The following is a 25,861-nucleotide window of genomic DNA, read 5'->3' on the forward strand; positions in this document are numbered from 1 at the left end:
GCGGGTCAGGTCACCCAATCGGGTTGAGCAGTCGTGTCGACGGCGGAGAAGTCCTTGTGGCCCAGTCCGGCGACGCATCCGCCGTCTACGACGAACTCCGAGCCGGTGGAGTAACTCGATTCGTCGCTGGCTAGGTAGACCACCAGGTTGGACACCTCCTGCGGTTCGGCGGCACGGCCCAGTGCGGTTTGGAAAAGGTCGTCGGGCACCCATTCGGTCATTGGTGTCCTGATCAGCCCCGGATGAATGGAGTTCACCCGAATTCCGTTGGGCCCCAACTCGAGCGCGGCGGACTTGGTCAGCCCGCGCACCCCGAATTTGGTGGCTGTATATCCGTGGCAGGCGATGGTTCCGGCCAGTCCCTCGATTGAGGAGATGTTGATGATCGAGCCGCGGCCGGCGGCTTTCATCGGCTTGACGACCGCCTGGATGCCCAAAAATACGCCGGTCAGATTGATATCGAGGATGCGCTGCCATTCGGCCAGCGCATAGTCCTCGAGAGTTCCCACGTTGATGATGCCGGCGTTGTTGACCAGGATGTCCACGCCGCCGAACTCGCTCAACGCCGTCTGGACGGCGGCGTTCCACCGATCGGGATCGGTGACGTCAAGATCCACATAGCGCGCAGCGCCACCGAGGTCGGCGACCACCGCCTTGCCCTCGTCGTGGAGGATGTCACCGGAAACCACCTTGGCGCCTTCGGCGACCATCGCCCGCACATGAGCGGCGCCCATTCCGCGGGCGCCACCACTGACAATGGCGACCTTGCCGGTCAATCTGTTCGGCATATGAACTCCTGTTGTCACTGGCCACTGGCGGGTCAACCCTACGGACTCGGATCGATATCTGGCCATACCTTCACCGGTTCGGGCAGCGCCGGCGAAAGCGGGTACTTGTTAGGACATCGTGCGACGAACGCAAGCAATTGCTTGCGCCCCGAGACAGCAAGGAGTTTCATGGCCGAGCCCGCCTATTCATCAGCCGCACGTGCGGCCGTCAGCACCGATCGGCCCGAACGTTATGGCAAGCAACTGGTGTCGCACCTTGGCCGCCGTCATGGCGGCGAATGGGACTCCGGCAACGGCACCGGGTGGATCGACCTGGACAGTGGTCAGGCGATCGTGACAGCCGCCGAAGGGGTGTTGCTGCTGCGCGTCACTTCCACCAGCGACGAGGAGCTCACCCGTCTGCAGGAAGTCGTCGAGCAACATCTGGTGCGATTCGGCGAACGCGACGAACTATCGGTCACGTGGGAGCGCGACGTCAACAACGCCTAATAGCTGGCCGGAATCGATTGCCTGCCAGCGGGTTCGCCAGTTCGGCGCCGATGAACCGGTTCGAGTGCTGACCCGCACAGCCGCATCGACTAGCGTCATCCAGATGAACCTCACCGGCAAGATCGTTCTGCTCACCGGCGCCACCGGCGGCCTGGGCCGAGCCATCGCTTCTGCCCTCGCCCAGCGGGGAGCGCGCCTGATCTTGAGTTCACGCAAGCAGCGTGAACTCGACGAGCTCGCCGCGTCCCTGGCTGGCAGCGCTCACCGGACAGTGGTGAGCGACCTCGCCGAGCCCGGTGCGGCGTTGCGGTTACTCGCCGACGCTGGGCCGATCGACGTGCTGGTGGCCAACGCCGCACTACCGGCATCCGGGAAGCTCGACAGCTTCAGCGCCGAACAAGTCGACCGAGCGCTGCGGGTCAACCTCGAGGCGCCGGTCCAAATGACCCGCGAACTCATCCCGGCGTTTGTCGAGCGCGGCTCCGGTCACTTCGTGTACATCTCGTCGCTCTCCGGCAAGACGGCCACGCCACGCGCGTCGCTGTACGCCGCCACCAAATTCGGACTGCGCGGCTTCGCGCTGTGCCTGCGAGACGATCTACGACCTACTGGGGTAGGCGTATCGCTGGTCAGTCCGGGAGTCATCAGTGGGTCAGGAATGTTCGCCGAGTCGGGCGCGCCGCCGCCCCCGCTGATCGGCGCGGGAACGCCCGCGCAGGTAGGTGCCGCCGTTGTCAGCGCCATTGAACGCAACCGCGCGGAGGTCACCGTGGCGCCGCTGCGCCAACGGGCATTGGCCCGGTTCGGATCGAACGCCCCGGAGATCTCCTCGCGTCTGGCCGGCAGTGTCACCACCAAGGTCGCCGACGCGGTCGCCGCAGGACAAACCGACAAGCGCTGAGGTGATGGCATCCTGGCTGAGTGGGGCTGCTGTTTCGCTTGGTCGAATTGTTGCTGATGATCGTGCCGTTGATCGGCCTGATCTTTGCCGGCCTCAAAGCCATCTCGTCGCTGAACCGCCGATCGCAGCAGCGCGATAGCGACCCGGCGCCCAGTGCACCGCCGTCGGGCAAACCAGGGGAATCAGGCGACACCGCCGCCGAGAAGCGGGCGGCGCATTGGCGCGCGATCAGACGCGCCATCGACGCGCACAGCCAGACAGATTCACGGTGGCTGGATTACGAGATCGATGCGTCGAAACTGCTGGACTTTCCGGCGATGACCGACATGCGGGAACCCTCGACCATGCGGTTTCACAAGGCCAAGCTGCGGGCGGATCTGCTCAGACCGCTGCGGGCCGAAGATCTTCTGGACGATCGAGACGCCGCCCGCCAGTATCTCGTCGCCGTTGAGGATTACGTCACCGCGTTCGCCGCGGCGGAAGCCGAAGCGATGCGCAAACGCCGAAGCGACTTCTCCCAGTCCGAGCAGCAGCGACTGACCCGCGCCCAGAATCTGCTGCGAGTGGCCACAGATGTCGGTGCGACACCGCAGGAGCGCCAGCAGGCGTATGGCTTGGCACGCGGTGAGCTCGACGGCCTGATCGTGCTTCCGGAGAACACGCGCGTCGCTATCGAACGTGGAATCGCCGGCGAACTGGGCACCTAGGCCGTATTGGATGCGCCGCTTCAGGAGTCGGTGTCGCTGTGCAGGCGCACCATGCGGGTGGTGCTGCTCTCGTCCAGGTCGACGAGGTCGCTGCGCGAGCGCAGGAAGTCACTGAACGACTTGAACCCCAGCGACTTCTCGCTGAAAGACGGGTCCATTCGCTTCATCTGCGCCTTGACGACGGAGTTGTGGAGCCACTCGACGTCGTCCTTCTCCAAGCCGATGCGCAGCGCCCGCTCGAGGAGTCCGGTGGCAGCGGCCTGCGGATCAGGCGGTGCCGGCTCGTCCGCCGGCTCGCCTACGCTTGCTCGGCGGCCACGCTTCTTACTCGGCGGCGGGGCATCGGTGGTTATCCCGGGCAGCGCGTCATAGCTGAGGAACTCGTCGCACGCGGCAGCTAGTGACTGGCTGCTGGCGCCCGCCACACCGATGCCGACGACATACCGGCCCAAGCGTTTACACCGCTGCGCAAGAGCGATGTAGTCGGAGTCCCCGCCGACGATCATAACGTGGGTCATGTCGGGCAGCCGGAACATGTCTTCCACGGCGTCCACGGCCAGCCTGATGTCTGCCCCATTCTTGCCGTAGGCGGCCGCCGGGAACAGTTGCACCAGATCCACCGCACGGCCGACGAGTTGACCGTGGTAGGCGGCGTTGACTTCGGCCGACCAGTCCGCGTATGCCCGGGTGAGCACCAGCGTGCCGAACGACGAGGCGAAGTCCATGATCGCGCCGAGGTCGACGGTCGCCGCCGTCAACCGGTCTTTGTCGAGACCCTTGGCCTTGTCCCGCTGGAACGTGTTGCGACCATGCACCTGGTCATATCGCGAGATGACGATGTTGTCGAAGTCGAAGTAAACGCCCACCCGAGTTGCGCTGGAGTCGGTCATTCGGTCATGGTGCGCCATCTTGGCGTCAGGACGGTAGTTGACCCAACTATTTCACCGCGTGCCGTGGCGATGCATTGCGATATGCGGCGCCGCGTTCGTCGCGCACCCAGAGGGCTTCGCCGTCGCCGACGGTTGTTCCTTCGCAGATCAGCTGACGCTTGAGCACCTTGTGGGTAGCCGTGCTGGGCAGATCCGAGGCGACCCGGACGTATCGCGGCCAGGCTTTGGGCGATAGGTCAGACTGCGCGTTGAGGAATGCTTCGAATTCCGCGCCGTCGAATGCCCGGCCTGGCTTCAGGACCACCGCTGCCATGACCTGGTCGCCGACCTGCCCGTCGGGGACAGCGTATACCGCTACGCGGTTGACATCACTGTGCCGCAACAAGATTCGTTCAATGGGCGCCGCTGCGAGGTTTTCGCCGTCGACTCGCATCCAGTCGGCGGTGCGACCGGCGAGATAGATCCATCCCTCGGCATCACGGTATGCCAAGTCCCCGGACCAGTACATGCCGTGGCGCATCCGCTCGGCATTGGCTTGTTCGTCGTTGTAATAACCGGTGAAGAAGCCCGATCCCATCGTGTTCACCAATTCACCGACGGCCTCTTCGGCGTTGACGAGCCCGCCGTGTGCGTCGAATCGTGCGACAGCGCATTCGGTGACGGTGTCACTGTGGTAGATCGCCACGCCGTCAATGCCTTTGCCGATCGAGCCCGGGGGAGTGCCTGGTTCACGTATGACGATGACCGCGTTCTCCGTCGATCCGAATCCATCCTCGACCTGCACACCGAACCGGCGGGCGAACTCCGCGATGTCTTTGTCATTGGCTTCGTTGCCGAAGGCGACGCGCAGTGGGTTATCCGCGTCGTCATGCCGCTCGGCGGTCGCCAGGATGTATGCGAGCGGCTTGCCGACATAGTTCATATAGGTGGCCCCGAAACGGCGCACCTCATCCAGGAAGTTGCTCGCCGAAAACTTCGCCGGCACGATCGCCGCACCGGACACTACGGCCGGTGCCCAACCCGCGACCACCGCGTTCGAATGAAACAGCGGCATGGACACATAGCAGGTGTCGGTTTCACTGAGCCCGAAGCGCTCGGTCAAGCTTCGGCCGGCAAAAGTTGCCATCAGATGCGACACCTGAACAGCCTTGGGATTTCCGCTGGTTCCGGAGGTGAAGATCATCATGAACGGGTCCATCATGTCGACGTCGCGATGTGGCCTCAGCTCACCGGCATCGCCGATGAATCTCGTCCAGTGCGAAGTCGAGGTGTCCAGGATCGGCGTTCCGGTGAGGTCTAGGCCCTCCAACAACGGTCGATGCTCGGCGTCGGTCACCACCATCTGACAGTCCGAGCGCCGGATGTCAGCGGCCAACGCCTCACCCCGCCGCGTGACATTCAACCCGCAAAGCACGTATCCGCCCAGTCCCGCCGCGGCCATCTGAGCCAGCATTTCGGGGGTGTTGCCCAGCAGAGCGCCGATATGCATCGGTCGGCTCGGGTCGGCGGCGCCGATCAGGGCCGCCGCACGTGCTGCTGACTGAGCCAGGTATTCATTCCATGTCCACTGCAGCTCATGGTGTTTCACTGCGATCGTGGAGTCGGCGCGACGCGCGCGCAGCAGCGCCTGAATCGTGTCCGTCATGACGTGGATTCCGTTCTCTGGTTCGCCGCGAAGTGCTGGTCGATGTAGCTGGTCAAAATGTCGATGAGGACTCGGCGCTCCCTGGCCGTGTCCACCGGGCTCGGCATGATCAGCTGAGTCGTCACCATGCCGCGCAAGGTGGTCAGCAGGTGCTCACCGATCGCCGCGCTGTGCATCGGATCCAAGTCGAGGTCGATCGTCCGGCCCACGGTGGCGAAGGTTTTCGCCAGCTGCTTGAGGTGACCGGTCGCCGCGGCACCGCGTGTGGCGCGCGTCCCGATCAGAATCTCGTTGGCCGCCCGCGCCGTCGGGGTCGACATCGCCTGCCAAGCCGCCGTGACCACCGCCTCGACGCGATCGCGCGTGGTGATCTCGGGTGTCGCCGACGGCAGCGACCTCAGCGCATCCAGCAGCTCGCCGAACCCACGATCGACTACGGCCATCAACAAGCCGTCACGGTCGCCGAAGTGATACTGGATCACCCCCCAGGTGACACCAGCCTCATCAGCGATGTGGCGGCCGCTGGCCGCCGCCACACCTTCAGCCAGCACGATGCGCACCGTGACGTCGATCGCCAAGGCGCGCGTACGTTCTGCCCGCGGCTGGTTGCCATGCGCGGGTCGGGTGGGAGCGACTCGTCCCGACACGACCACAACATCACCACACCTATGGCAGGGCGACCAGCAGCCTGGCCGACGCGGTTTGACCGCAAAACATTGCAGTTGTTAGGTTATAGCCGACGCCGTTCGGCTGGCGCAAATACCGGGAAGCAGGGCAGGCCAATGTCGTACGACGCACTGACACAACCGGATCTGGCCCGGCTGGTGCCCGAATTGTTGTTGAGCGGCCACCTCATCGATCGCAGCGGAATGGCCCACATCCTGGGCGCTTTCGGACAGTCGGCCATGACGCAGGTCGCTATCGAAGAGTGGATGGGCGCCAGCCCCGTCTACACCAGGCGCATGCGTACCGCGTTGGGACTCAGCGGAGACACCGTCGCCGAGATCTTCAAGATGATGCAGCTAGACGTCGGTGCTCCGCCGCAATTCATGGATTTCCGATACACGGTCATCGACGACGAACATGGGGAGTTCCATCTGAACCACTGCGGGGCGCTGCTCGACGTGGAACCGCTCGGCGATGTGGCCGTCAAGGAGATGTGCCATGACATCGAGGACCCCACCTTCGAAGCGACGGCCATTGCAACCAACCCCAAGGCACGGTTCCGACCCATTCATCGACCGCCGCGGGTGCCCGCCGACCGCCATCCACACTGCGCATGGACGGTGTGCATCGCACCGGAACACGACGCACTGCCGCTGCCGGAACAAACGACCGTTATCGCAGCGACCGAGGCCGCGAACGTGGAATTGTCGGACATCGATCCCACCGAGGACGGCATCACGGATTACCGGGGGCCGCTGACCGACGACCTGCAATTCCGTCAGTGGTCACGCTCAGCCCTCATTCGGATCGCCGAAGAGGTGGCGCTGCAGCATCACCTGCTGTCGCTGTCGTTCGACCTGGCCGTTCGCGGACGATGCGATGCCGACCGCGCCACCGACTTGCTCCGCAAGCAGTTCACCGGTGTGGCGGGCGTCGGGGCCGCGCGAATTCGTCAATGTCTGGACGCCGGCTCGCAAGCCGCCGACTTGGCCCGTGTGATCAGGCTGCATCCCGCGCTGAATCCGGTGCAGTACACAGGCATTGAGGTGACCCAAGTCGAGGCCGGAGGCGTGGCCATCCGATTGCCGGGCGACTCGCCGGCGATGCGCGACCGCGGCTGGCTGTCGACGATCGACACCGAGCATTGCGAACCGCTGGAAGCCATCGCCGTCGGTGTCGACCCACACTGGAACCGACTGACCGTCAGCCACGATGAAGGCGATCTGGTCGTCGAGATCACCTGGTCGCAAGACGCTGTCAAGCCGCGGGACGAGGTCGTGATCACCGAGTTCTCCAAGGGCGCCGCGTTCGAGATCACCGACCGGGGCATTCCCCTGCCCCTGACCCCGATCTAGGCACTGCGTTTGTTGTAACGAGAAGCCTTGCGAGTCAGGATATTTGGCATCGCACTTTGACATCGAGGCCAGACTGACCCGTATGCTGAGCGCTAATGGTCGACAAAACCACATGCGCGATCATCGGTGGCGGCCCGGCGGGCATGGTCCTTGGTCTCCTGCTGGCCCGCGCGGGCGTGGACGTCACGTTATTCGAGAAGCACGGCGACTTCCTGCGGGATTTCCGCGGCGACACGGTGCATTGCACAACGCTGCGACTACTCGACGAACTCGGACTGTGGGAGCGCTTCTCGCGCTTGCCCTATAGCGAGGTCCGCAAGGCGAAATTCGAAACGAACGGGCACTCAGTCACATACGTCGACTTCGAGCGGCTGCGCCAACCCTTTCCCTTCATCGCGATGGTGCCGCAGTGGGATCTGCTCAACATGCTCGCCGAGGCCGCGAAGGCCGAGCCGACCTTCACCTTGCGAATGAACACCGAAGTCACCGCACTACTGCACGACGGTGGGCGCGTTACCGGCGTGCGCTATCAAGGCCCCGACGGAGCGGGGGAATTGGGCGCCGAGCTGACGGTGGCCTGTGATGGCCGGTGGTCGATCGCTCGCCACGAAGCCGGGCTCAAGACACGCGATTACCCGGTGAAGTTCGACGTGTGGTGGTTCAAACTGCCGCGCGTGGACGACACCGAATACTCGTTCCTGCCTCGCACCGGTCCCGGCAAGGCGCTTGGCGTGATCCCCCGCGAAGGCTAATTACCAGATTGCGTATCTCGGCCCCAAGGGCACTGATGCGCAGCTGCGCGCGCAGGGTATCGAGGCGTTCCGCCGTGACGTTGCTGCTCTGGTGCCCGAAGCCGCCGGATCGATCGACGCGTTGGCGTCCATGGACGACGTCAAGCACCTCGATGTTCGGGTCAATCGGCTGCGTCGGTGGCACACCGACGGATTGCTGTGCATCGGCGACGCTGCACATGCGATGTCGCCCCTGGCGGGCGTGGGCATCAACCTGGCCGTGCAGGACGCCGTCGCGGCCGCGACCCGACTGGCGCTACCGCTGCAACGCCACGACGTCACCGACCGGGACCTGGCCGCCGTTCGGCGCCGGCGCGCCTTTCCTACCGCAGTCACTCAGGGGGTGCAGCGCGTGCTGCACCGGGGACTACTCGGTCCGCTGCTGCGCGGCCAGGACCCCACCCCGCCGCAGCTCCTGTTTCGGCTGCTGGAGCGGATGCCCTGGCTTGCCGCCGTGCCCGCATATTTCATCGGCGTCGGGGTCCTGCCCGAGCGCGCACCGGCCTTCGCTCGCCGCAACCCCAGTCGGGCCCGATAGCGGGTCCCGGGCCCGGTTGCGCACGTCGCTGCGGGCGGGCATGGTTTCGGTATCGGCACGCACGGGTATCCCTCAGGAACCCAATTGGTCGTTGAGCCCGCCTATAGTCGCACGTCACAGCGGTGCGCCTCCGGAAACGGAGTCGAGGCGGGGCGGAAGGAGACCACGGACATGAATATCAAGAAAATCGCAGGCACAGTGGGCATCGCAGGCTGGCTCGGCGCCACCGCGCTCGGGCTCGGCGTCGGAATCGCGCAAGCTGACCCGGGTCCACGGATTCCGGGGCCGCCGGGTCCGCACATCGACGATCCGACCGACTGGCACCCGTTGCCACCGGGGCAGATCAAGAAGGCCTGCCCGTGGCAGTCGCCGCCCGGTCAGTGGATTGGCGGACCGCACGGTATTCCGTGCACCTAAGCCGACGCCGCTGACTGGGGCTTACTGACACTACGAAAGTAGAGTACCGTCTGCGTCCAAGGCCATGGACAAACGACGGAAGCCCAACTCCACTGAGCGCCGCCGTCACTTGTGTGACGCGGCGATTCAGTTACTGGCCGACGACGGGGCCAAGGGGCTGAGCCACCTCAAAGTAGACCGGAAGGCCGGTGTTGCCGACGGCACCACCTCATTCTATTTCCGCACCCGCTCGGCGCTGTTGCGCGCGGTGGCCGAGCGACTGGCCGAATTGGACCTGGCGAACTTGCAATCGGTCGCCGACAATTCCGGCAACGGTGGCGATGCCCCGTCCCCTTCGCTGTTGTCCCAGGTAGTCATCCGATCCGGCCGGGAGCCGGACCTGTCTCGGACCAAGGCCAGATACGAGTTGACCATGCAGGCTGCCCGGGACCCGGAGATGGCCGCCATCCTGCAGCAGGGAACCGACGCCTTCACCCGCTTACATCGAGAAATACTCGTGCAGCTCATGCCGCACGGCGGCAAGTTGGACTCCGCAGTGATCGAAGATCTGAGCAACGTCACGCTGACGTTCATCAACGGACTGTTGTTGCGCTTCGTCCACGGCGACCGGATCGTCGATGACGCGGCTCAACTCGACACCATCTTGGCGGCGATCGCCACCGGCATCCTCAAGAGCCCTGCGAAGGGGCAGCTCACCGCGGCGGGAAAAGCAGGCACCTCCGGTGCACTCAAAGCAGCTTCCACCAACTGAGCGGACATCACCCGCGACGCGCACTGAAATTGCGCTCACGACTCTTGCCACGGCACCCGCCATATGGTTCTCTACGGGAATAGAGAAAACCGACGAGCGGGCTGCTCGCCAGAGCGCCGCGACTAAGCGAAGTGTATAAATTGCGCGCACCCAATCAACCCGAAATGCCGGTGCCCCGGGGTTTTTCGTGACGGCGAGCACCGACAGCGATGTTCGTTTCGACCCCTATGACGTCGACCTCATCGCCGACCCATATCCGACGTTCGCGCGCTTGCGCGACGAGGCTCCGCTTTATTACAACACCCAATACGATTTCTTTGCGTTGAGTCGATTCGCCGATGTCAACAAGGCGCTGGTCGACCACGTCACCTTCAGCTCAGCGCGGGGCGCGATCCTCGAGTTGATCAAGGCCAACCTTGCCATCCCGTCCGGTATGCTCATCTTCGAAGATCCCCCTATTCACGACGTGCACCGAAAACTGTTGTCGCGCATGTTCACACCGCGCAAAATCAGTGCACTGGAGCCGATGATCCGCCAGTTCTGCGCACAATTGCTCGATCCGCTCGTGTCATCGGGTCGATTCGACTTCGTCACGGACCTCGGCGCGCTGATGCCGATGAAAGTCATCAGCATGCTGCTTGGCATCCCCGAAGACGACCAGGTCTACATTCGCGACCGCGGTAACGCGCAATTGCGCACCGAGGCCGGCAAACCGATGCGGACGGCCGAACAGGGGTTGTCGGTGGGAGAAGCTTTCGCCGCCTACATCGACTGGCGTGCCGAGCACCCTTCAGACGACATCATGACCGAACTGCTCAACGTCGAATTCGTCGACGAAACCGGCACCACCCGCCGGCTGACCCGCGACGAAATCCTGGTGTATCTCAACGTCGTCGCCGGCGCAGGCAACGAAACCACCACCCGGCTGATCGGTTGGGCCGGCAAGGTTCTCGCCGAACACCCCGACCAGCGGCGCGACCTCGTGGCGGATCCCGCCCTCATCCCGCAGGCGATCGAGGAATTGCTGCGCTACGAGCCGCCGGCGCCGCACACCTCACGATATGTGACCCGTGACGTGAATCTGCACGGCCGGACCGTGCCGGAAGGCAGCGTCATGATGATGCTGATTGGGGCGGCTTGCCGCGATGAACGCCAATTCGGCCCGGCGGCCGGTCAATTCGACATTCATCGGGCCGTCCGGCCGCACCTCACCTTCAGTGTCGGCACCCACTTCTGCCTGGGGTCAGCGTTGGCTCGCCTGGAACGCCGAGTGGCGCTGGAAGAAATACTCAAACGCTTCCCCGAGTGGGAAGTCGACCTGAGCAACGCCAAACTCAGCCCCACGTCAACTGTGCGCGGCTGGGAGTCGATGCCCGCCGCGGTGCCTTGATGCGATCGCCAACACCCATCCCCGACAACATGTTTTGCCACCGGCCGCGAAGGAGATAAGCCATGCCCGAGTACGACTACGAAGAGATGAAGAAGGAAGCCGAGCAGTACATCAGGTTCGAGAAAGACGTCAAGAACCGGATCGCTTACATCACCTTCAACCGGCCGGAGGAGCTCAACTCCACCACCTTGGGAATGCGACAGAACTATGCGGACTTGATTCACAAGTGCAACGTCGACGACGACGTCAAAGTGGTGGTGATCCGTGGAGAGGGCGAAGATTTCGGCAGTGGGGGCGACCTGCCCGAGCAGCGCGGGATGTTGGAGAACCCCGGCATGCCGCTGCTGCATGAACTGGCCATCAACGATGACAACGTCAAGTATCCGCCGGGCGGGTCCTACCGCTATCTGTCCACCGTCACCGACTTCTACGCCAAGGCACGAGCGGGTAATCGCCCCCTGCAAGAACTGCGCAAGGTCAGCATCATCGAGGCGAAGGGCTATTGCTACGGCTGGCACTTCTACCAAGCCGGCGACGCCGACTTGGTGATCTCCTCCGACGACGCCCTTTTCGGCCACCCGGCATTCCGCTATGTCGGCTGGGGGCCACGGCTGTGGTGGTGGGCCGAGACCATGGGCTTGCGCAAATTCTCCGAAATGCTCTTCACCGGGCGGCCGTTCAGCGCTAAAGAGATGTACGAGTGCGGTTTCGTCAACAGCGTCGTCCCGCGCGAAAAGCTCGAGGAAGAGACGCTGAAGTACGCGATGGCCTGTTCTCGCTCGCGCCCCACCGACACCGTCGCGGTACAGAAGACATTCTTGGAGCTCTACAAGCAACACAAGGGCGAGTACTTCGGCAGTCTGTTGACCGGCATGGTCGAGGGAATGCTGCCGATGATCGCCAACGACCGAGACAACGACGTCGACCTGACCGAGGGAACGTTCAACAAGGGACTCAACAACGTGGTCAAGGACAACGACCTGAACTTCCCGCCGGAGTGGCGCCTCAGCCGTTCGGGACGCAAGAAGCCCTGATCGGCGGTAGGCACCGCCATGTCGGCATTGACGGGCTTCAAGGTTGTTGAGCTCGCCGATTCGGTAGCGGGGGAGTACTGCGGCAAGTTACTGGCGGATTTCGGCGCTGAGGTGATCAAGGTCGAGCCGCCCGGGTGTGGTAGCCGTACCCGAACCATGTCGCCCCTCCTCGAAGACGATGCGACCGAGGGCAGCGCACTGTTCGCCTACCTCAACACCAACAAACAGTCCGTCGTTGTCGACACCGACGCGGCCGAGGGCGTCGAGGTGTTGCACCACCTCATCGGCACCGCAGACGCGGTGATAGCCCACCACGCCACCTCGTGGGCGCAGCGGTACCCGTCGGTGGTCGTCTGCACGATCACTCCGTTCGGCCTGGACGCCGAGCCCGACTTGGACAATGCCAGAAGCATCAACGTCTTTCACGCCAGCGGCTGGGGCTACCACACCCCCAGCCACGCCCAACCCACCGAGCCTCCGCTGCAAGGTCCCGGTCGGTTCCTCGCCGATTACGAAGCCGGATTGGAGGCCGCGCTGTGCGTCGCGGCGGCGCTCTTCGGCCGAATGCACACCGGCGGCGGCGAGGTGATCGACGTCTCGGCACACGCGGTACTGGTTTCACGCGCCGACTGTATCCTCGGTCGATTCATCACCGGCGAGGTTCCGGCTCAGGGCAACCGCGACGACTATGACCAGCAAGGCCCGGCAGCCTTTTTCGCTTGCGCCGACGGCTATGTCTACCTGTACATGACCAGCGGCGCGCACTGGCTCGGGGTCAAGGCACTGATGGGCGCGCCCGAATGGCTCGACGACTTCGACGACGACTGGCTCGAGTTCTCCGTCACACCGGCCAAAGTCGCCGAATTCCAGCGCGGTTTCGCATCCTGGGTCCGCCATCTGCCCAAAGATCAGGCTGCCGATCAAGCCCAACGCCTGGGCGTGCCGTTAGTACCCGTCAATGACGCCGAGGACCTACACCGGTCCCCGCAGTACCGGCATCGAGGTTTCTTCAACAACGTGCGACATCCCTTGCTCGGCGTGGCCGACTATCCCACCGTGCCCTACCTGCTCAGCGCCTCACCAGCCAAAATATGTTCGCCCGCACCGGCATTAGGTCAGCACACCGAACTAGTGCTCGGCCGGAAGGACACCCAGCGCGTCCCGCCGGCAGTCATGACGGCACAACTGAAGGCGCCGAAGAATCCCCGCGGTGGACCGCTGCAAGGAGTGCGCGTCGTCGAGCTCACCAAGGTATGGGCTGGTCCATATGCGGGAAAGTTGTTGGCGCTGTTGGGCGCCGAAGTCATCAAAGTCGAGACCGCTGCCATTCCGGAGGAAATGCGCGCTTACGGCGGCACCGATATCAATCACGCACCGTTCTTCTTGAGCATCAACCCCGAGATTCTCAGCGTCGACCTCGACATCAAGTCGCATGAGGGTATGCGGCGCCTGCGCGAGCTCATCGCCCACAGCGACATTGTGATCAACAACCTGCGACCCGGCGCGATGGAGCGCCAAGGCCTCGGATACCAAGAGCTGAGGGCAATCAAGCCGGACATCATCTCCGTCTCGATCAAGATGTGGGGAAACGACGGACCAATGGGGCATCAGACCGGTTACGCACCGTGTTTCGCCGCGCTGGCCGGAATGGCGGCACTGGTCGGCTACCCCGGCGGGCCGCCGCGAGGGGCGAGCATGCGTTACGGCGATTCCACCGTCGGAGCCGCGGCGGCATTTGCGGCAATGGTCGCACTGCTGTACCGCGAGGTCACCGGTCAAGGCCAATTCGTCGACCTGTCGGCCGTCGAAACGTTGTCGTCGATGATCGGGGACCGCCTGTTGGAACACAGTTTGACGGGTAAGCCGCTCGAGGCCTCCGGCAATGCCCACCCTGACCTGTGCCCGCACGGTTGCTATCCATGCGCGGACGACTCGTGGGTCGCCCTCGCCGTCGGTGATGACGTCGAGTGGCAGCGACTCTGTGCCGTGCTCAATGCGGAGTCGTTGCGCAGGCGCTACCCGACGGTGGGTGATCGTCGTTCGCACGGCGCGGTCATAGATGCAGAGCTCAATCGCCTCACGCGGGCCCATGACGGCGAGCAATTGGCACACCAGTTGCGCGTGGCCGGAGTGCCCGCGACGAAGAGCGCCACTGCCTTCGATGTGATCAGCGATCAACGATTGTGGGACCGTGAGTTGTATCGATTCGTCACCGACCACCGGGAAGGCCAGCGTCCCATCGTGGGACCATCCTGGCGGATGACCCACAACCCGGCCCGCATTGAGCGCGGTGCCCCCGATCTCGGCGAAGATACCGATTACGTTGTGCAACAGGTACTGGGCGCCGAATCAGAAACAGGAGCACGAGGATGACCTTGCCGCTGGCTCATACCGTCGCGTTGGTGACCGGTGCCAGCAGCGGGATCGGCGCGGCCACAGCCGGCGCCCTGGCGGAGCAGGGCGCGGCGGTGGCGCTCCTGGCGCGCCGAATCGACCGGTTGCGCGAACTCCAGGGTGACATCGAATCCCGAGGGGGCAGGGCCATTCTGGTGCCCGCGGACGTCACCGATGCCGAGCAGGTCGCATCAGCGGTGCAACGCATCGTCGCCGAACTCGGACGCCTCGATGTTGTGGTCAACAACGCCGGCTTGATGCAGTCCGGTCCGGCCGCCGAGGCGTCACTGCACGACTGGGACGAGATGGTCGCGGTCAATGTGCAGGGGGTGCTATACGTGACCCGGGCCGCTCTCCCACACCTCATCGACGCGGCCGCCGACTCGCCCCGCGGAGTGGCCGATCTGGTCACCATCAGTTCCACTGCGGGGTGGGTGGCCCGACCGAACACCGCGGTCTATTCGCTGACCAAATTCGGTGTCAACGCGTTCAATGAGGGGATTCGCCAAGAGGTGCTGGGCAAACGAGTTCGCGTCGGGGTAGTCGGCCCCGGAACGGTGGATACCGAGATCTTCAGCCATCTGGCCACCCCCTCGCGGGAAGCCTTCGAGCGGCAGACCGCCGGCATGGTCAAGTTACGTCCGGTAGATATTGCAGATGCGGTGCTGTTCATGGTGACCCGCGACCGGCGGGTGGCTGTCAACCACATGTTGGTGCGCGCCGCCGAACAGACCTGGTGACCGTGCCTCACCCTGCGCAGCGGTGGGTTACCGGTGATCTTCTCGGACAGCCGATCCCGGCCGATCCGACCTCGATGCGCGCCGGAGGGCCGGAATTCCTCACCCGAGCCTTCCGGGCTTCGGGGGCCCTCGCCGCGGACAACGCGGTCACCCAGATCTCGCACTTCGGCGAGGTCGCAGGCGGCAGCACGGGACGCAAAGCCGTGGTGTCCGTGCGCTATCAGACTTTTGACCCACAGTTACCCACCGACTTGTTCGTGAAATTCTCCCGCGATCTCGACAACCCGATACGCGATCGTGGTCGCACGCAAATGGAACCGGAGGTGCGGTTCGCCCAATTGTCCCGCGCACCCGGTTTCCCTATCGCGGTGCCCAACCCGCTGTTCGGCGATTACCACCGGGAGACCGGGACCGGGATCTTGATCACCGAACGAATCATGTTCGGTGCTCCCGGAATAGAGCCGCACTATGCCAAGTGCCTGGACTACGAGATGCCGCAGCCGCTGGCACACTATCGGGCCCTGCTGACCGCACTAGGCCGGCTGGCCGGTGCGCACCGCTCGGGGCGCCTGCCCGCCGATTTGATCGCTCAATTCCCGGCCAACATCGCCGGCGCAACGGTCGGGCAGCGAACGCCCCCCGGCGAGCAGGACCACGTTCGGCGGTTGTGCGAGCTGGCCGAGTTGGTCGACGCTCGTCCAACACTGTTGAGCGACAACGCGTTCCCGCGCGAGTTCTTGACTCGGCTCGGTACCGAAGCGCATCTGTTCGCCGCCCAGCACGACACCGTGCTACGCCAGCTAGCCGCTGACACTGACTACATCGCACTGTGCCATTGGAACGCCAACGTCGACAACGCCTGGTTCTGGCGAGACCATGAAGGCCAGCTGCACTGCGGCCTGATGGATTGGGGCTGCGTCAGTCAGATGAACGTGGGCATGTCGATCTGGGGAGCCATGTCCGCCGCCGAGAATGACCTGTGGGACGGTCACTTCGACGAGCTGATCCAGCTTTTCCTTGCCGAAGTACATCGCTACGGAGGCCCACAGCTTGAAGCGGACCGGGTGCGCCGTCACACACTGCTGTATGCGGCGACCATGGGGGTTGCGTGGTTGTTCGACGTACCGGCGTTGCTACGCGAACGATTCGGCGCCGACCTGCCGCACAGCCGTGCGGATCCGCGAATCCGCACAGACGAGAGTGTGCGCGCTCCAGTGCAAATGTTGTCGAATGTGCTCAACCTGTGGGCACGCTATCCCTTGAGTGATCTCCTCGAGGTCGCGCTGGGCGAGGCACCGGTGCCGCTCAACCCTGCCAGACCGGACTGACAGTGAGCACTTGAGCGCCGTTGCCGGTGACGTGAACGGTGTCTCGGCGAAACACCGCCCCGATGCCGGCTTGCCACACGTAGCCCGAGACGGCCAACACCATACCGGCTTCCAGCCGATCGTCCTCTCCGGCAGCGACCAACGCTTCGGACACCACCGGCGGATCGAAACCCAAACCAAGGCCGTGTGCGATCGGCATCGGCGGGACCGGCTCACCGGCGCGCTCGTAGGCGGCAAGAAACTCGCTGATCGGTGCTCCCGGCCGGCACGCCGCGATCAGCTTGTCTTGCAGGGCATCCGACCGCCGGTAGAGCAGCTTGACGGCTCGGTGCTCAGCCATCCGCCCGGCCGGCCAGGTGCGGCCCACTTCGCTGACATAACCGCCGGCCAATGCACCCGCCGCAAAAGCAACCAGGTCGCCATCCCGGACCTCTCGATCGGCGCGTTGCCACCGGTGTTCGGTCGAGGTGACCCACGCGGCATCCTGAGTTGCCGGTGTGCTCACTCCGCCCGCGGCCATCGCCTCCAAAACGGCGCCTGCGAGCGTCTTTTCCGAAACGCCTGGGCGCAGTTCACCCAACGCGGCAGCAATGGCACCTTCGGCGATCCGCACCGCCGGGCGCATCGCCGCGATCTCGTCGGGGGTCTTGATGCGTCGCGCGGCGCGCATGGCCAACTCGCCATCGACGATCTCGGCGTTCGGAAAGGCCTGAGGGAGCAACGCCGCGAAGGTGGGCGTGATGGCGTCGGTACCAACCCGGCGGGCTGCAGCGGCGCCGTCGATGTTCTTCAACACGTCGATGAGAGTCATCGGGTTCCAGGCCAGACCGTAGAGGTGGTCGTGATCGATTTCCTAGGGCACCCCCTCGTCGTCTGTCGTGTTGAGGTAGATGTCACCGGTTGCGCGGACCACCACACAAACCGGCCCGAACGGCCGCGTACCGGCTATCCAAAGCTGCGGGGCGCCGGTTACATATCGGACATTCGCTTGCCGCCCGAGCACCAGGATGTCCAGGTCGTGGGCCGCCATCTGCGCCATTGCCCGTTCCCGGCGGCCGATACGCAATGCCCGCGAATCGGGTAAGACGTCAGTCGCCATAGGGGTCATATGGGTAGTTGGTTATCGGAGTGAACCCATTCTCGGTGATGACCACGATTTCCTCGCTGCGATAGCCACCCGTCCCGTCCTCCCACACCACGGGCTCCAGGACCAGAAGCATGCCGGGGGAGAAGACGAAGGCGTCGTCGAACTCTTCACCCAGGTCGGTCCCGATCATCGGGGCTTCGGCGGGGTAGGTGCCGATGCCGTGTCCCAGATAAAAATGCGGCAGCCATGGTTTGCGGCCACCGTTGGCCGCGATCGCCGCGCGCGCCAAGTCGCCGGATGTGGCACCGGCTTTGGTCACCCCGAGGGTTGCGTCCATGATCGTCCGCCACTGATGGAACTGGTCGTGTTGCTGTGCTGAGAGTTCTTGGCCGACCAACCAGGTCCTGCCGAAGTCCGAGCAGTAGCCGGCGTAGCTGAAGCTGATGTCTGTCCACAGCACGTCACCCGAGGACAGTTCCCGGTCGGTCGGCAGCAGTGGCAACGCCAGATCACCGTGGGTGGTCCATACACCGGTCGCCCGCGAACTCGGCATGACTTGCCAGATGGCTTCCAGCATGTTGGCCGTGGCCCCCAACTCGAAGGCGCGGCGCACCAGCATGGCCGAAAGGTCGATCTGGCGCACACCGGGTGACAATGCTTTGTGCACCTCTGCCATGGCCCGCTCGGTGATCTGGCAAGCCCGGCGCATACAGGCGATTTCGTCGCGGGTCTTGACCAACTGCGCCGCGCCGACCACTACGGCGGCGTCTGACGGCGGGCCCGACGGGAAGATGCTGGCCCGCGCGCGCCGCATGGCACCGGTCATCTCGTCCACGGCAACGGTGGCACCCGGGGGAATCACTTCGGCGAGTGCACGCGCGAATGCTGCCACGCCGGCGTCGAATTCGAGGTACACCGGCTCATGCAGGTGGTCTTCGGGGACCGGCGGTGGCGCTGCGGAGGCTCCGCTGCGCAACGGCATGAACAGGTGTGGATGTTCGTCGTCGGACAGCACGACGGCCACCGGCCGTTCGATGTGGGACAAGCCCGCATCGAGGAGCGGCCAGCTGGCACCGGTCGCATAGACGACGTTTCCGTTCATCAGTAGGACCAGCGCGTCGACGTCGTGCTCGGCCATTGCGGCGCGCAGCCTTGCCCCGGTCTCGGCGCGCATGCGAGCCCAATCGGGTTCGTCGGGAATATCGAGCACGGCTCCCTGCGCGGTGAGCGGGGCGCTCACCATGTCACGGGGAGTTCGTACACGCCGTAGGCGAGGGAATCATGTTTGAACGGAAGCTGTTCAACCGGTACCGCCAGCTGCAGCGTCGGTATGCGGCGGAACAACGTGGGCAGGACGATCTGCAATTCCATCCGAGCCAACTGCTGACCGACACATTGGTGCCGACCGTAGCCGAATCCGACGTGCGGGCCGTCGTCGCGGCGCAGGTCCAGCCGGTCCGGCTCCGGAAATTGCCGAGTGTCCCAATTCGCCGGCGCCACGTCGAGGATGATGCCTTCACCCGCCCGGATGGTTTCGCCACCGACCTCGATGTCTTCGATCGCGATGCGTCGTTGGCCGGTCTGAATGATGCTGAGATAGCGCATCAGCTCTTCGACCGCTGTGGCGATCACCTTCGGGTCCTCGGCGTCGCGCAGCAACGCCAACTGGTCGGGGTGCGCCAGCAGCGCCGCGACGCTCAAACTGATCATGTTGGCGGTAGTTTCGTGCCCGGCAATCAAGACACCGGTGGCCAACTGTGCGGCCTCGCGCACGCTGAGCTCTTCAGAATTGACCCGCTCTGCCAGGTCGGACACCAAATCTTCGCTAGGCGCAGTCATTTTCACCCGGACCAGGTTGGCCAGGTACTTGGCCAACGACGCCGCCCCCTGCGCCGTATCCTCTGCGGTGGCATAGCGTCCCATGCCGCGATGAGCCTGCTTCTGGAAGAAGTCGGCGTCTTCATACGGCACGCCCAGCAGTTGACTGATCACCAAGGAGGGGACCGGTAGGGCCAACTTGCTGACGATGTCGCCTGGTTGCGGCCCGGCCAGCAGTGCGTCGATGTGATCATCGGTGATGTGCTGCACCGCCGGGCGCAGCGCTTCGACCCGCCGGAAGGTGAACGGCTTGGACAGCATGCGCCGGAATCGAGTGTGCTCCTCGGCGTCAGAGGTGAACACCGAGCGCGGTCGGGTATGGACCGTCGCCAACATCCCTTCATTCCAATGCGGATAACCCGGTAACCGGTCATCGACGCTGGCCCGCGCGTCGCTGAACAATGCGCGGATCGCCTCATATCCAGTGATGAGCCACGGCGTGCTGCCATCCCATATCCGGACTCGGCTCAACTGCGCGTTGGCGTTGAGAGCCAACGATTCCTGCGGCGGAGCGAACGGGCAACCAGGCGCGCGCGTCATGGGAAACTCAGGGATCGCGGTGGTGGCATCCGTCGAGATGTCGGTCATGCTGTTCCTCGGTTTTACTCGGCTATCTCCGGACGGCTAGCCGACTGCCGTACTGACATGAACTGGTGCGCGCCATAATCCGACGATCGCGTCGATCAGACCTTCGCCCGCAACCGGCCACGTCGAACGTGCGCCCGGGCCGTGCTCGGCCAACGCGCCTTCGTGTTCGGCGCAGGTGTGCATCAGCAGGTTGCGCGCCATGACCATGCGTTCGGCGCGTACTCGTTTGGGAAGGTTTGGCAGACAACGGTTTATCCCGTCGATCGCTTGAACCAGCCGGGGTGATGTCAGGGCGTCCTTGGTGACGACGTGGCGATAAGCCGGGTCGGCCATTGCCTGGGCGGCGAACCGTGCATACCAACTCGGTGTTCCCAAGGCGGCCAAGTGATCGGTGAGTGGCCGCACCAGGGTGCCGACCCAATCGCGAAGGTCGGCCGATTTGGTGATCTCGGCGAGCATTTGAGCGCGCAATTCTTCGATGGGAATTCGGTGCTTGCTTTCGATTGCCCGCAACAATTCGGTACGGGTTCCGAAGTGATAGCACGCTGCCGCGTTGTTCCCTTGCCCGGCCGCTTCGCTGATCTGCCGGTTGGACACGGCATACATGCCGCGTTCGGCGAATAACCGTTCAGCGGCGGACAGGATCGCTTCGCGGGTGCCTGTCGACCTGTCCGTGCGCACCGCTCGGGCCGAGGTCACCGCCTCAGTCAACACGGCAACCGAGGTTAAATCAAGCCATTTATTTCAGTTCGGCTGTTCGGGTGACGTTGCGATGAGCAAAATGACACGCGGTTTGCGGCCTCGCGCCGCGAGCGTCTCTACGAGCGTCACCAATCGGTACTCGAGGCCGTACTTCCGTCGGATCACACCTTGCAGACGCTGCACGGTCGCCGGATCGGTAACGACCCGAGCGTTGCCCTCGACGGCCGGTGCGCCCGCACGCACTTTCCCGAAGCGGTTGCTGGGAGCCAACAGCACCCGAGCGTTGTTGCGGACTCGCTTGACCTTCCAACTGTCTGAAGGCGTCCACACGAACACGTCGTCGCCGTCCCGGCCGATCCACATCGGCGCGGCGACGGCCTCACCGTTGCGTTTGAAGGTCGTCAGCGAAACGAAACGCTGGTCGCCCAGCGTGGCGGTGGGCTCCTGAGTCATGGTATTCACAGTAGCCACCCCCGCGAGTTGTGCTCTTCGTCAATGGTTTTCGAAACAACGACACGGTCAACAAGCGGCAACGAAGGGTAACGATTCTTCGACCGCCCTAGATTTTCCGGCGTGGCGGATGGGAAATTGTTGCGCGTGAGTCTTGATGTTGGCGAGGTGGCACATCTGATGCGCGAGCAATGGGTGGACCGACCGCCGCAACGCTGCACGCGTGGCCACTGGTTGCTGCCGGGGCACATGATCGTCGCAACCATCGCGTGTTCCTGCGGGCCGCACATCTGCTGGGAGTGCGAATGCGGCGCGGCCACCTATGGTCCGGCGGTCATCGAATCGTGCAGCGTCGGTCGATCCTGAGGCCTGCGATTACCCCAACGGAGACAACAGGATCGAACTTCGGGCTGGCCGGGACTGCTCGGGGAAGGCAGTTCCGGCACCTGGGTTTCCGACGTCAGCGCGCAGTGCTCAGCGTGGTCAACATGCCGGCCGCGGTGCGCTGCCACGTGAACATCTCCGCCCGCCGACGCGCGTGCGTACGGCGGTGCTGCTCGGGTCGACTGACGATCGTGCGCACTGCAGCGGCGATAGCCGCGGGGTCGTTGTCGGCCAAGGCACCGCAGTCGGCGGTCACAATCTCACTTAGTGCCGAGGTGCGGGACACGACGGCCGGGGTGCCACAGGCCAGGGATTCCAGCGCGGCCAGCCCGAAAGTTTCGTGCGGTCCGGGCGCCAATGCAACGTCCGCCGAAGCCAGCAGTCGGGCGACGTTCTGCCGGTTGGAGATGTATCCGGTGAAGTCGATAGGTAATCGTGCCGCCTGCCGTTCCAGCCTGGACCGCAGCGGGCCTTCACCGACAATGACGAGCCGGGCATCGATGCCGGAGTCACACAATGCGGCGAGGGCGTCGATGCTGCGGTGGGCGTGTTTTTCCACCGACAGCCGACCGCAGTGCACCAGCAGGATCTGCGCCGCAAATCGCTGGCGCACCATGGCCGATCGCCACCGAGGGTGGAAGGTCTGTAAGTCGACGCCCAACGGCACGGTGACGGTATTGGTGGCACCGATGCGGTCGAATTCCTCGCGGGCGAATCGCGTGGTGCACACCACGGTGTCGTAATCGGCGGCGGTGCGCCGGTTGGCGAAGTCGGCGACTCGCTGCGCGGCGCGCCGGGGCAGTATCTGTCCGGCTAGGCGATCAAGGCGTTCATGGGAGATCATCACGGTGGTGGCGCCGTGGTCGCGGCCCCAGCGGCCCAGCGATCTCAGCGTCAACCGGTCCGACACCTCCAACGCGTCCGGTGCCAGCGATTCCAGCAAGGACCGCACGGGACCGGGCATGATGGCCCGGTAACCCCCGGTGAAGGGAAGGGCGATGGCCGGCAAGGTGATTCGCACGACTCCTGTGGCGAGGCGGCTATGCCCGTGGTGGGGACCAGGAACGATCAGGAAGACTTCGTGTCCGCCGGCGCAGTATTCCGCGCCCAGCCGGTCCACGGCCGTGCGCAGGCCGCCGGAGCGGGGTCCGTAGAAGTTGGCAACCTGAACGACTCGCATACGGTGAGGGAATCCCGCGCGCATGTGCGATCAACCATCCCGGACCCACGAACGCCTGAACAGTCCGTGAACTGCTCGGGCGGAAGCTAACTCGGCTTCCTCAGATGCGGGCCCAACATCTGATGCCAGGCCCGGGACATGTTCTGAAACTCGTCCTCACAGTTGCCCGCGCGGTCTTCGGGCAAGTCACCGGAGTTGACGATGTTGGCGTTCGCCACCGGATCGGACCCGTAGATCCAGCACTCCCAGTTGTACATGCGGGTGATGTCCATGGAATGGCCGTCCCAGAACGGGAGATCGTTGGCGTCACCGGCTTCTTTGGCGCTCAGTTTCCAATCCTGGGCGGTGTCGGTCGCGATGCGCACACCGTTGGGATAGGGCTTGCCGTCGGCTCCCGGGGTGAGCAGCATGAACGCAGAAAGTTGATCGGCCACGTCTTCTTCGCGCCCGGTGAAAGCCAATTCGTAGACGGCCAGGGTGGCGTGACCGAGTTCGTGATAGAACCCCGAGATGGTCGCGTCGACGGCAGCCTGCACAGGCTCGGGGTTTCCGTTGTTGGCGAACCGTTGCTCACTTGCTTGAATGTCTTCGTAGCACATCTGGATTTCGTTGACGTTGGGGTCCCAGTAGTCGTTGGCTTCCCCGCATTTCTTCCCGACCGCGCCCAAGTCATAGGGGAGGTTCAGGGTGTCGTTGACTTGCTGCGCCACCGTCTCCAAGACCTTGTTGTCGATCATGATCTGGCGGCCGCGTTGGGATTCGGGCGTGTCGGCGTCTTCGTAGCGAGTGGTCATCTTCCCCGCCGCGGCGGCCTGAGTCGCCGGTGCCGACTTCGGCGATTGTGTTGTCGACCCGGCCGACGGTGACTTGCTGCTGGCTTGCTGGCCGTGGGAGCTGCTGCAGCCCCCGGTTATCACGAGCACGGCAAGGGACGCCAGTGCAGCGATTGCAATTCTCATGGCGCCATCTTCCGGTCTGTCGGCGTGCCCTAAAACAAATAGATGCACGGTACGACACTTCTCCCAGCCGGTCGGTCACTTTCAGGTAGCAACCCTCGGCGGAGCTGAACTGAGCGACCGCGTTCGTCGTCAACCCTAAGTGGGTTGCCGGGCGCTTCATCGAGGAGGACGAACTTTGACTACGGCAGTAGCGGTACCAACCAGCCGAACTGTTGCTGGGGTGCTGATCAACATCGGGCACATTGTCAGCCGATACGGATTGGTGGTGGTGTTGGCGTGGATCGGCTTCGGTAAGTACGTCAAGATGGAAAGCCGGGTGCTGATTGAGCACAGCCCACTGATGAGTTGGGTGTACCAGGTCGCCAGTGTGCCGACGGTGGCGCACACGCTGGGTACGGTGGAGATAGTCGCCGCGATTCTCATTGCCGCAGCGCCTTTTTCGGCACGGTTGTGTGCGGTCGGCAGCGCGATGGCCATCGTGCTGTTCATGGGCACCCTGAGCTTCTTGTTCACCACTCCCGGGGTTATCGCCACTCATGCCGCCGGTGTTCCCGTGCTGTCGGGGATGCCCGGTCAATTCCTGCTGAAGGATCTGGTGCTGATCGGAGTGTCGTTCTGGAGTTGCGGCGAGGCGCTGGCGCGGCGGCAACGGCCTACGTCGGCCTCGCAGCCTCAAGGGGTGGAAAGCAACAGCATGACCCTGCCGGCGCCGGACGGCGCGGGAAAGGCGCCTTCGTCGAAGCCGTAATACTTGCGCTGATCGGCGGTCACGCCGTCGACGATCCTGCCGGTTGCGGTCAGGGCGCCTTCGTGAACATGAGCCATCACTGCTTTGAAGTCGGGCACCGCCAAGGCTTCTGCGAGCACAAGCGCCTCACCGCCGGACGGCAACGCCACCAGTACTCCTGCGCCGGCGTAGTTGTCGCCGCCACGGCCGGTTCCACGCGGTGCCCAGTAGATCGGGCGGCCGATCACGGTGCCTTTCACGCGCCGATAGTCACCGGCATGCTCGGTGTCGGTGACGGTGACGACAGGGAGGGCGGCGATGGTGCGCTGCTCCTGCGCCCACATGACACCCAGCGGGATGCAAACGATCGCATACATCATTGCGACCAAGACCAACACCGGCTTCCAGGCCATCTCCCAAGACATTCGCCGTGGCGACAACGGAGATCCCACGAATTGCTCATCCAGCTGGCGGCGGCCGAATCTGAAGACGTACCAAGACATTACGCGAGCCAAGGCCATACAACCGATGACCGCCAACCCGACGATCCCACATACCCTGAAGTAGAACGTGCTGCCACCCTGATTGGCGGTCGCTGCGAGCATCACCGCCGGGATCGGCGCGGTCAGCAACAACAGCAGCGCGTAAGACGGATGGCTGGTCAGGTACGGGTAAGTGACGGTCCAAGCACGATTGCCACCATAAACAGTCACCGAGCCCACATCGGCATGCACTACCGGGGTCCACGAGCCCTGCACCACCCGAGGCGTGATCAGTGATCGGACGTACAAGATGCCGAAAATGATGGCTACGCCCAACGCGCCCCAGAACACTCCACCGATTCGTTCCCCGGTGCCGGGAACACCGAAGGCGCCGTGGACGTCGATAACCTTGCCGATGAAGAATGTCAGCGGCAATGCGAGGAAGAGTTCTAGCAGCCACACCTGAATCAGCTGCGGAAAGCGGGAGCCTAACCGGTCAAACGCCAACACGCGTCGCCAGATGAACCCCACGACCTTCATGACCGGGGACCCTATCGAGTGAAGATTGCAGATGAACCGCTTTGTGGCGAGACGAAACGG

At 64.0% G+C, this 25,861-nt stretch carries 23 protein-coding genes and 2 pseudogenes; 13 read left to right on the forward strand and 12 right to left on the reverse strand.

Annotated elements, in window-relative coordinates:
- Positions 1 to 5 precede the first annotated feature (5 nt).
- Positions 6 to 788 carry an SDR family oxidoreductase gene (locus I2456_RS12845; protein WP_068158974.1) on the reverse strand — a complete coding sequence of 261 codons (783 nt, stop codon included), beginning with the start codon at positions 786 to 788 and terminating at the stop codon, positions 6 to 8.
- Between the two features lie 168 nt (positions 789 to 956).
- Here I2456_RS12845 and I2456_RS12850 point away from each other — a divergent pair, with 168 nt between their 5' ends.
- From I2456_RS12850 to I2456_RS12860, 3 genes are all read left to right on the forward strand, one after another.
- Positions 957 to 1,277, forward strand: a complete 321-nt coding sequence (locus tag I2456_RS12850) for a DUF2218 domain-containing protein (protein ID WP_068158972.1) — start codon at positions 957 to 959, stop codon at positions 1,275 to 1,277.
- A 103-nt stretch (positions 1,278 to 1,380) separates the two neighbouring features.
- Positions 1,381 to 2,178, forward strand: a complete 798-nt coding sequence (locus tag I2456_RS12855; RefSeq protein ID WP_085074159.1) for an SDR family NAD(P)-dependent oxidoreductase — start codon at positions 1,381 to 1,383, stop codon at positions 2,176 to 2,178.
- 20 nt (positions 2,179 to 2,198) lie between these two features.
- On the forward strand, positions 2,199 to 2,885 hold the full coding sequence (locus I2456_RS12860; protein WP_085074158.1) for a hypothetical protein: 687 nt from the start codon (positions 2,199 to 2,201) through the stop codon (positions 2,883 to 2,885).
- 20 nt (positions 2,886 to 2,905) lie between these two features.
- Here I2456_RS12860 and I2456_RS12865 read toward each other — a convergent pair whose 3' ends face one another.
- From I2456_RS12865 to I2456_RS12875, 3 genes are read right to left on the reverse strand one after another with little or no spacing between them, the layout of a single operon-like run.
- Positions 2,906 to 3,775: an NYN domain-containing protein gene (locus I2456_RS12865; RefSeq protein WP_085074157.1), complete on the reverse strand. Its 870-nt coding sequence runs from the start codon at positions 3,773 to 3,775 to the stop codon at positions 2,906 to 2,908.
- 46 nt (positions 3,776 to 3,821) lie between these two features.
- Entirely contained in the window at positions 3,822 to 5,420 is a 1,599-nt protein-coding gene (gene fadD1 / locus I2456_RS12870) for a fatty-acid--CoA ligase FadD1 (RefSeq protein WP_085074156.1), read from the reverse strand.
- A complete protein-coding gene (locus I2456_RS12875) occupies positions 5,417 to 6,067 on the reverse strand; it encodes a TetR/AcrR family transcriptional regulator (protein ID WP_068159078.1) in 651 nt (216 codons plus the stop codon). The genes fadD1 and I2456_RS12875 overlap by 4 nt, the downstream gene beginning before the upstream one ends.
- A 135-nt stretch (positions 6,068 to 6,202) precedes the next feature.
- Here I2456_RS12875 and I2456_RS12880 point away from each other — a divergent pair, with 135 nt between their 5' ends.
- The 9 genes and pseudogenes from I2456_RS12880 to I2456_RS12920 all read left to right on the forward strand — a co-directional run bounded on the left by I2456_RS12880 (position 6,203) and on the right by I2456_RS12920 (position 16,824).
- Complete coding sequence (locus tag I2456_RS12880; RefSeq protein ID WP_085074155.1) at positions 6,203 to 7,441, forward strand: hypothetical protein; 1,239 nt, start codon at positions 6,203 to 6,205, stop codon at positions 7,439 to 7,441.
- 95 nt (positions 7,442 to 7,536) lie between these two features.
- Positions 7,537 to 8,770 (forward strand): annotated as a pseudogene (locus tag I2456_RS12885) (FAD-dependent oxidoreductase).
- Positions 8,771 to 8,941: 171 nt separating this feature from the next.
- A complete protein-coding gene (locus I2456_RS12890) occupies positions 8,942 to 9,187 on the forward strand; it encodes a hypothetical protein (protein ID WP_085074154.1) in 246 nt (81 codons plus the stop codon).
- 64 nt (positions 9,188 to 9,251) lie between these two features.
- On the forward strand, positions 9,252 to 9,938 hold the full coding sequence (locus I2456_RS12895; protein ID WP_085074153.1) for a TetR/AcrR family transcriptional regulator: 687 nt from the start codon (positions 9,252 to 9,254) through the stop codon (positions 9,936 to 9,938).
- Between the two features lie 187 nt (positions 9,939 to 10,125).
- The gene (locus I2456_RS12900; RefSeq protein WP_085074152.1) at positions 10,126 to 11,328 is read left to right on the forward strand and encodes a cytochrome P450; all 1,203 of its coding nucleotides are present in this window, start codon (positions 10,126 to 10,128) and stop codon (positions 11,326 to 11,328) included.
- A gap of 62 nt (positions 11,329 to 11,390) precedes the next feature.
- A complete protein-coding gene (locus I2456_RS12905) occupies positions 11,391 to 12,362 on the forward strand; it encodes an enoyl-CoA hydratase/isomerase family protein (RefSeq protein WP_068027317.1) in 972 nt (323 codons plus the stop codon).
- Positions 12,363 to 12,380: 18 nt separating this feature from the next.
- Positions 12,381 to 14,735, forward strand: a complete 2,355-nt coding sequence (locus I2456_RS12910) for a CaiB/BaiF CoA transferase family protein (RefSeq protein ID WP_085074151.1) — start codon at positions 12,381 to 12,383, stop codon at positions 14,733 to 14,735.
- Complete coding sequence (locus tag I2456_RS12915) at positions 14,732 to 15,496, forward strand: SDR family NAD(P)-dependent oxidoreductase (RefSeq protein ID WP_085074150.1); 765 nt, start codon at positions 14,732 to 14,734, stop codon at positions 15,494 to 15,496. Before I2456_RS12910 ends, I2456_RS12915 begins: the two co-directional genes overlap by 4 nt.
- Positions 15,497 to 15,570: 74 nt before the next feature.
- Positions 15,571 to 16,824 (forward strand): hypothetical protein, encoded by a 1,254-nt coding sequence (locus I2456_RS12920; protein ID WP_085074172.1) that lies wholly within the window; start codon positions 15,571 to 15,573, stop codon positions 16,822 to 16,824.
- Here I2456_RS12920 and I2456_RS12925 read toward each other — a convergent pair.
- The 7 genes and pseudogenes from I2456_RS12925 to I2456_RS12955 form a co-directional block, all read right to left on the reverse strand.
- Positions 16,802 to 17,923, reverse strand: a pseudogene (locus I2456_RS12925) (M24 family metallopeptidase). The gene I2456_RS12920 and the pseudogene I2456_RS12925 overlap by 23 nt on opposite strands.
- Positions 17,913 to 19,154 carry a M24 family metallopeptidase gene (locus I2456_RS12930; protein ID WP_174814195.1) on the reverse strand — a complete coding sequence of 414 codons (1,242 nt, stop codon included), beginning with the start codon at positions 19,152 to 19,154 and terminating at the stop codon, positions 17,913 to 17,915. Before I2456_RS12930 ends, I2456_RS12925 begins: the two are co-directional and overlap by 11 nt.
- Positions 19,148 to 20,377, reverse strand: coding sequence for a cytochrome P450 (locus tag I2456_RS12935; RefSeq protein WP_068156087.1), 1,230 nt, complete (start codon positions 20,375 to 20,377; stop codon positions 19,148 to 19,150). The genes I2456_RS12930 and I2456_RS12935 overlap by 7 nt, the downstream gene beginning before the upstream one ends.
- Positions 20,378 to 20,413: 36 nt before the next feature.
- Positions 20,414 to 21,091 (reverse strand): TetR/AcrR family transcriptional regulator, encoded by a 678-nt coding sequence (locus I2456_RS12940; protein ID WP_068027333.1) that lies wholly within the window; start codon positions 21,089 to 21,091, stop codon positions 20,414 to 20,416.
- Positions 21,092 to 21,121: 30 nt separating this feature from the next.
- The gene (locus I2456_RS12945; RefSeq protein ID WP_068156100.1) at positions 21,122 to 21,532 is read right to left on the reverse strand and encodes a PPOX class F420-dependent oxidoreductase; all 411 of its coding nucleotides are present in this window, start codon (positions 21,530 to 21,532) and stop codon (positions 21,122 to 21,124) included.
- 457 nt (positions 21,533 to 21,989) lie between these two features.
- The gene (locus tag I2456_RS12950) at positions 21,990 to 23,093 is read right to left on the reverse strand and encodes a glycosyltransferase (RefSeq protein ID WP_085074149.1); all 1,104 of its coding nucleotides are present in this window, start codon (positions 23,091 to 23,093) and stop codon (positions 21,990 to 21,992) included.
- 86 nt (positions 23,094 to 23,179) lie between these two features.
- Entirely contained in the window at positions 23,180 to 23,887 is a 708-nt protein-coding gene (locus I2456_RS12955) for a DUF4344 domain-containing metallopeptidase (protein ID WP_371869937.1), read from the reverse strand.
- Positions 23,888 to 24,227: 340 nt separating this feature from the next.
- Between I2456_RS12955 and I2456_RS12960 the strand changes: the two genes are divergently transcribed.
- Complete coding sequence (locus I2456_RS12960) at positions 24,228 to 24,800, forward strand: DUF417 family protein (RefSeq protein WP_241007931.1); 573 nt, start codon at positions 24,228 to 24,230, stop codon at positions 24,798 to 24,800.
- On the opposite strand, the gene I2456_RS12965 is transcribed toward I2456_RS12960, so the two are convergent.
- Positions 24,725 to 25,801 carry a hypothetical protein gene (locus I2456_RS12965; RefSeq protein WP_085074147.1) on the reverse strand — a complete coding sequence of 359 codons (1,077 nt, stop codon included), beginning with the start codon at positions 25,799 to 25,801 and terminating at the stop codon, positions 24,725 to 24,727. The two genes, I2456_RS12960 and I2456_RS12965, sit on opposite strands and share 76 nt — an antisense overlap.
- Between the last annotated feature and the right edge of the window lie 60 nt (positions 25,802 to 25,861).

This window comes from Mycobacterium kubicae, from assembly GCF_015689175.1.
Classification (GTDB): Bacteria; Actinomycetota; Actinomycetes; order Mycobacteriales; family Mycobacteriaceae; genus Mycobacterium; species Mycobacterium kubicae.

What these genes read in the sequence shown, in the direction of transcription:
- I2456_RS12845 (WP_068158974.1), bottom strand. Translation starts at nt 788, where the DNA reads ATGCCGAACAGATTGACCGGCAAGGTCGCCATTGTCAGTGGTGGCGCC.
- I2456_RS12850 (WP_068158972.1), top strand. Translation starts at nt 957, where the DNA reads ATGGCCGAGCCCGCCTATTCATCAGCCGCACGTGCGGCCGTCAGCACC.
- I2456_RS12855 (WP_085074159.1), top strand. Translation starts at nt 1,381, where the DNA reads ATGAACCTCACCGGCAAGATCGTTCTGCTCACCGGCGCCACCGGCGGC.
- I2456_RS12865 (WP_085074157.1), bottom strand. Translation starts at nt 3,775, where the DNA reads ATGACCGACTCCAGCGCAACTCGGGTGGGCGTTTACTTCGACTTCGAC.
- fadD1 (WP_085074156.1), bottom strand. Translation starts at nt 5,420, where the DNA reads ATGACGGACACGATTCAGGCGCTGCTGCGCGCGCGTCGCGCCGACTCC.
- I2456_RS12880 (WP_085074155.1), top strand. Translation starts at nt 6,203, where the DNA reads ATGTCGTACGACGCACTGACACAACCGGATCTGGCCCGGCTGGTGCCC.
- I2456_RS12890 (WP_085074154.1), top strand. Translation starts at nt 8,942, where the DNA reads ATGAATATCAAGAAAATCGCAGGCACAGTGGGCATCGCAGGCTGGCTC.
- I2456_RS12895 (WP_085074153.1), top strand. Translation starts at nt 9,252, where the DNA reads ATGGACAAACGACGGAAGCCCAACTCCACTGAGCGCCGCCGTCACTTG.
- I2456_RS12905 (WP_068027317.1), top strand. Translation starts at nt 11,391, where the DNA reads ATGCCCGAGTACGACTACGAAGAGATGAAGAAGGAAGCCGAGCAGTAC.
- I2456_RS12910 (WP_085074151.1), top strand. Translation starts at nt 12,381, where the DNA reads ATGTCGGCATTGACGGGCTTCAAGGTTGTTGAGCTCGCCGATTCGGTA.
- I2456_RS12915 (WP_085074150.1), top strand. Translation starts at nt 14,732, where the DNA reads ATGACCTTGCCGCTGGCTCATACCGTCGCGTTGGTGACCGGTGCCAGC.
- I2456_RS12920 (WP_085074172.1), top strand. Translation starts at nt 15,571, where the DNA reads ATGCGCGCCGGAGGGCCGGAATTCCTCACCCGAGCCTTCCGGGCTTCG.
- I2456_RS12930 (WP_174814195.1), bottom strand. Translation starts at nt 19,154, where the DNA reads ATGGTGAGCGCCCCGCTCACCGCGCAGGGAGCCGTGCTCGATATTCCC.
- I2456_RS12935 (WP_068156087.1), bottom strand. Translation starts at nt 20,377, where the DNA reads ATGACCGACATCTCGACGGATGCCACCACCGCGATCCCTGAGTTTCCC.
- I2456_RS12945 (WP_068156100.1), bottom strand. Translation starts at nt 21,532, where the DNA reads ATGACTCAGGAGCCCACCGCCACGCTGGGCGACCAGCGTTTCGTTTCG.
- I2456_RS12950 (WP_085074149.1), bottom strand. Translation starts at nt 23,093, where the DNA reads ATGCGAGTCGTTCAGGTTGCCAACTTCTACGGACCCCGCTCCGGCGGC.
- I2456_RS12955 (WP_371869937.1), bottom strand. Translation starts at nt 23,887, where the DNA reads ATGACCACTCGCTACGAAGACGCCGACACGCCCGAATCCCAACGCGGC.
- I2456_RS12965 (WP_085074147.1), bottom strand. Translation starts at nt 25,801, where the DNA reads ATGAAGGTCGTGGGGTTCATCTGGCGACGCGTGTTGGCGTTTGACCGG.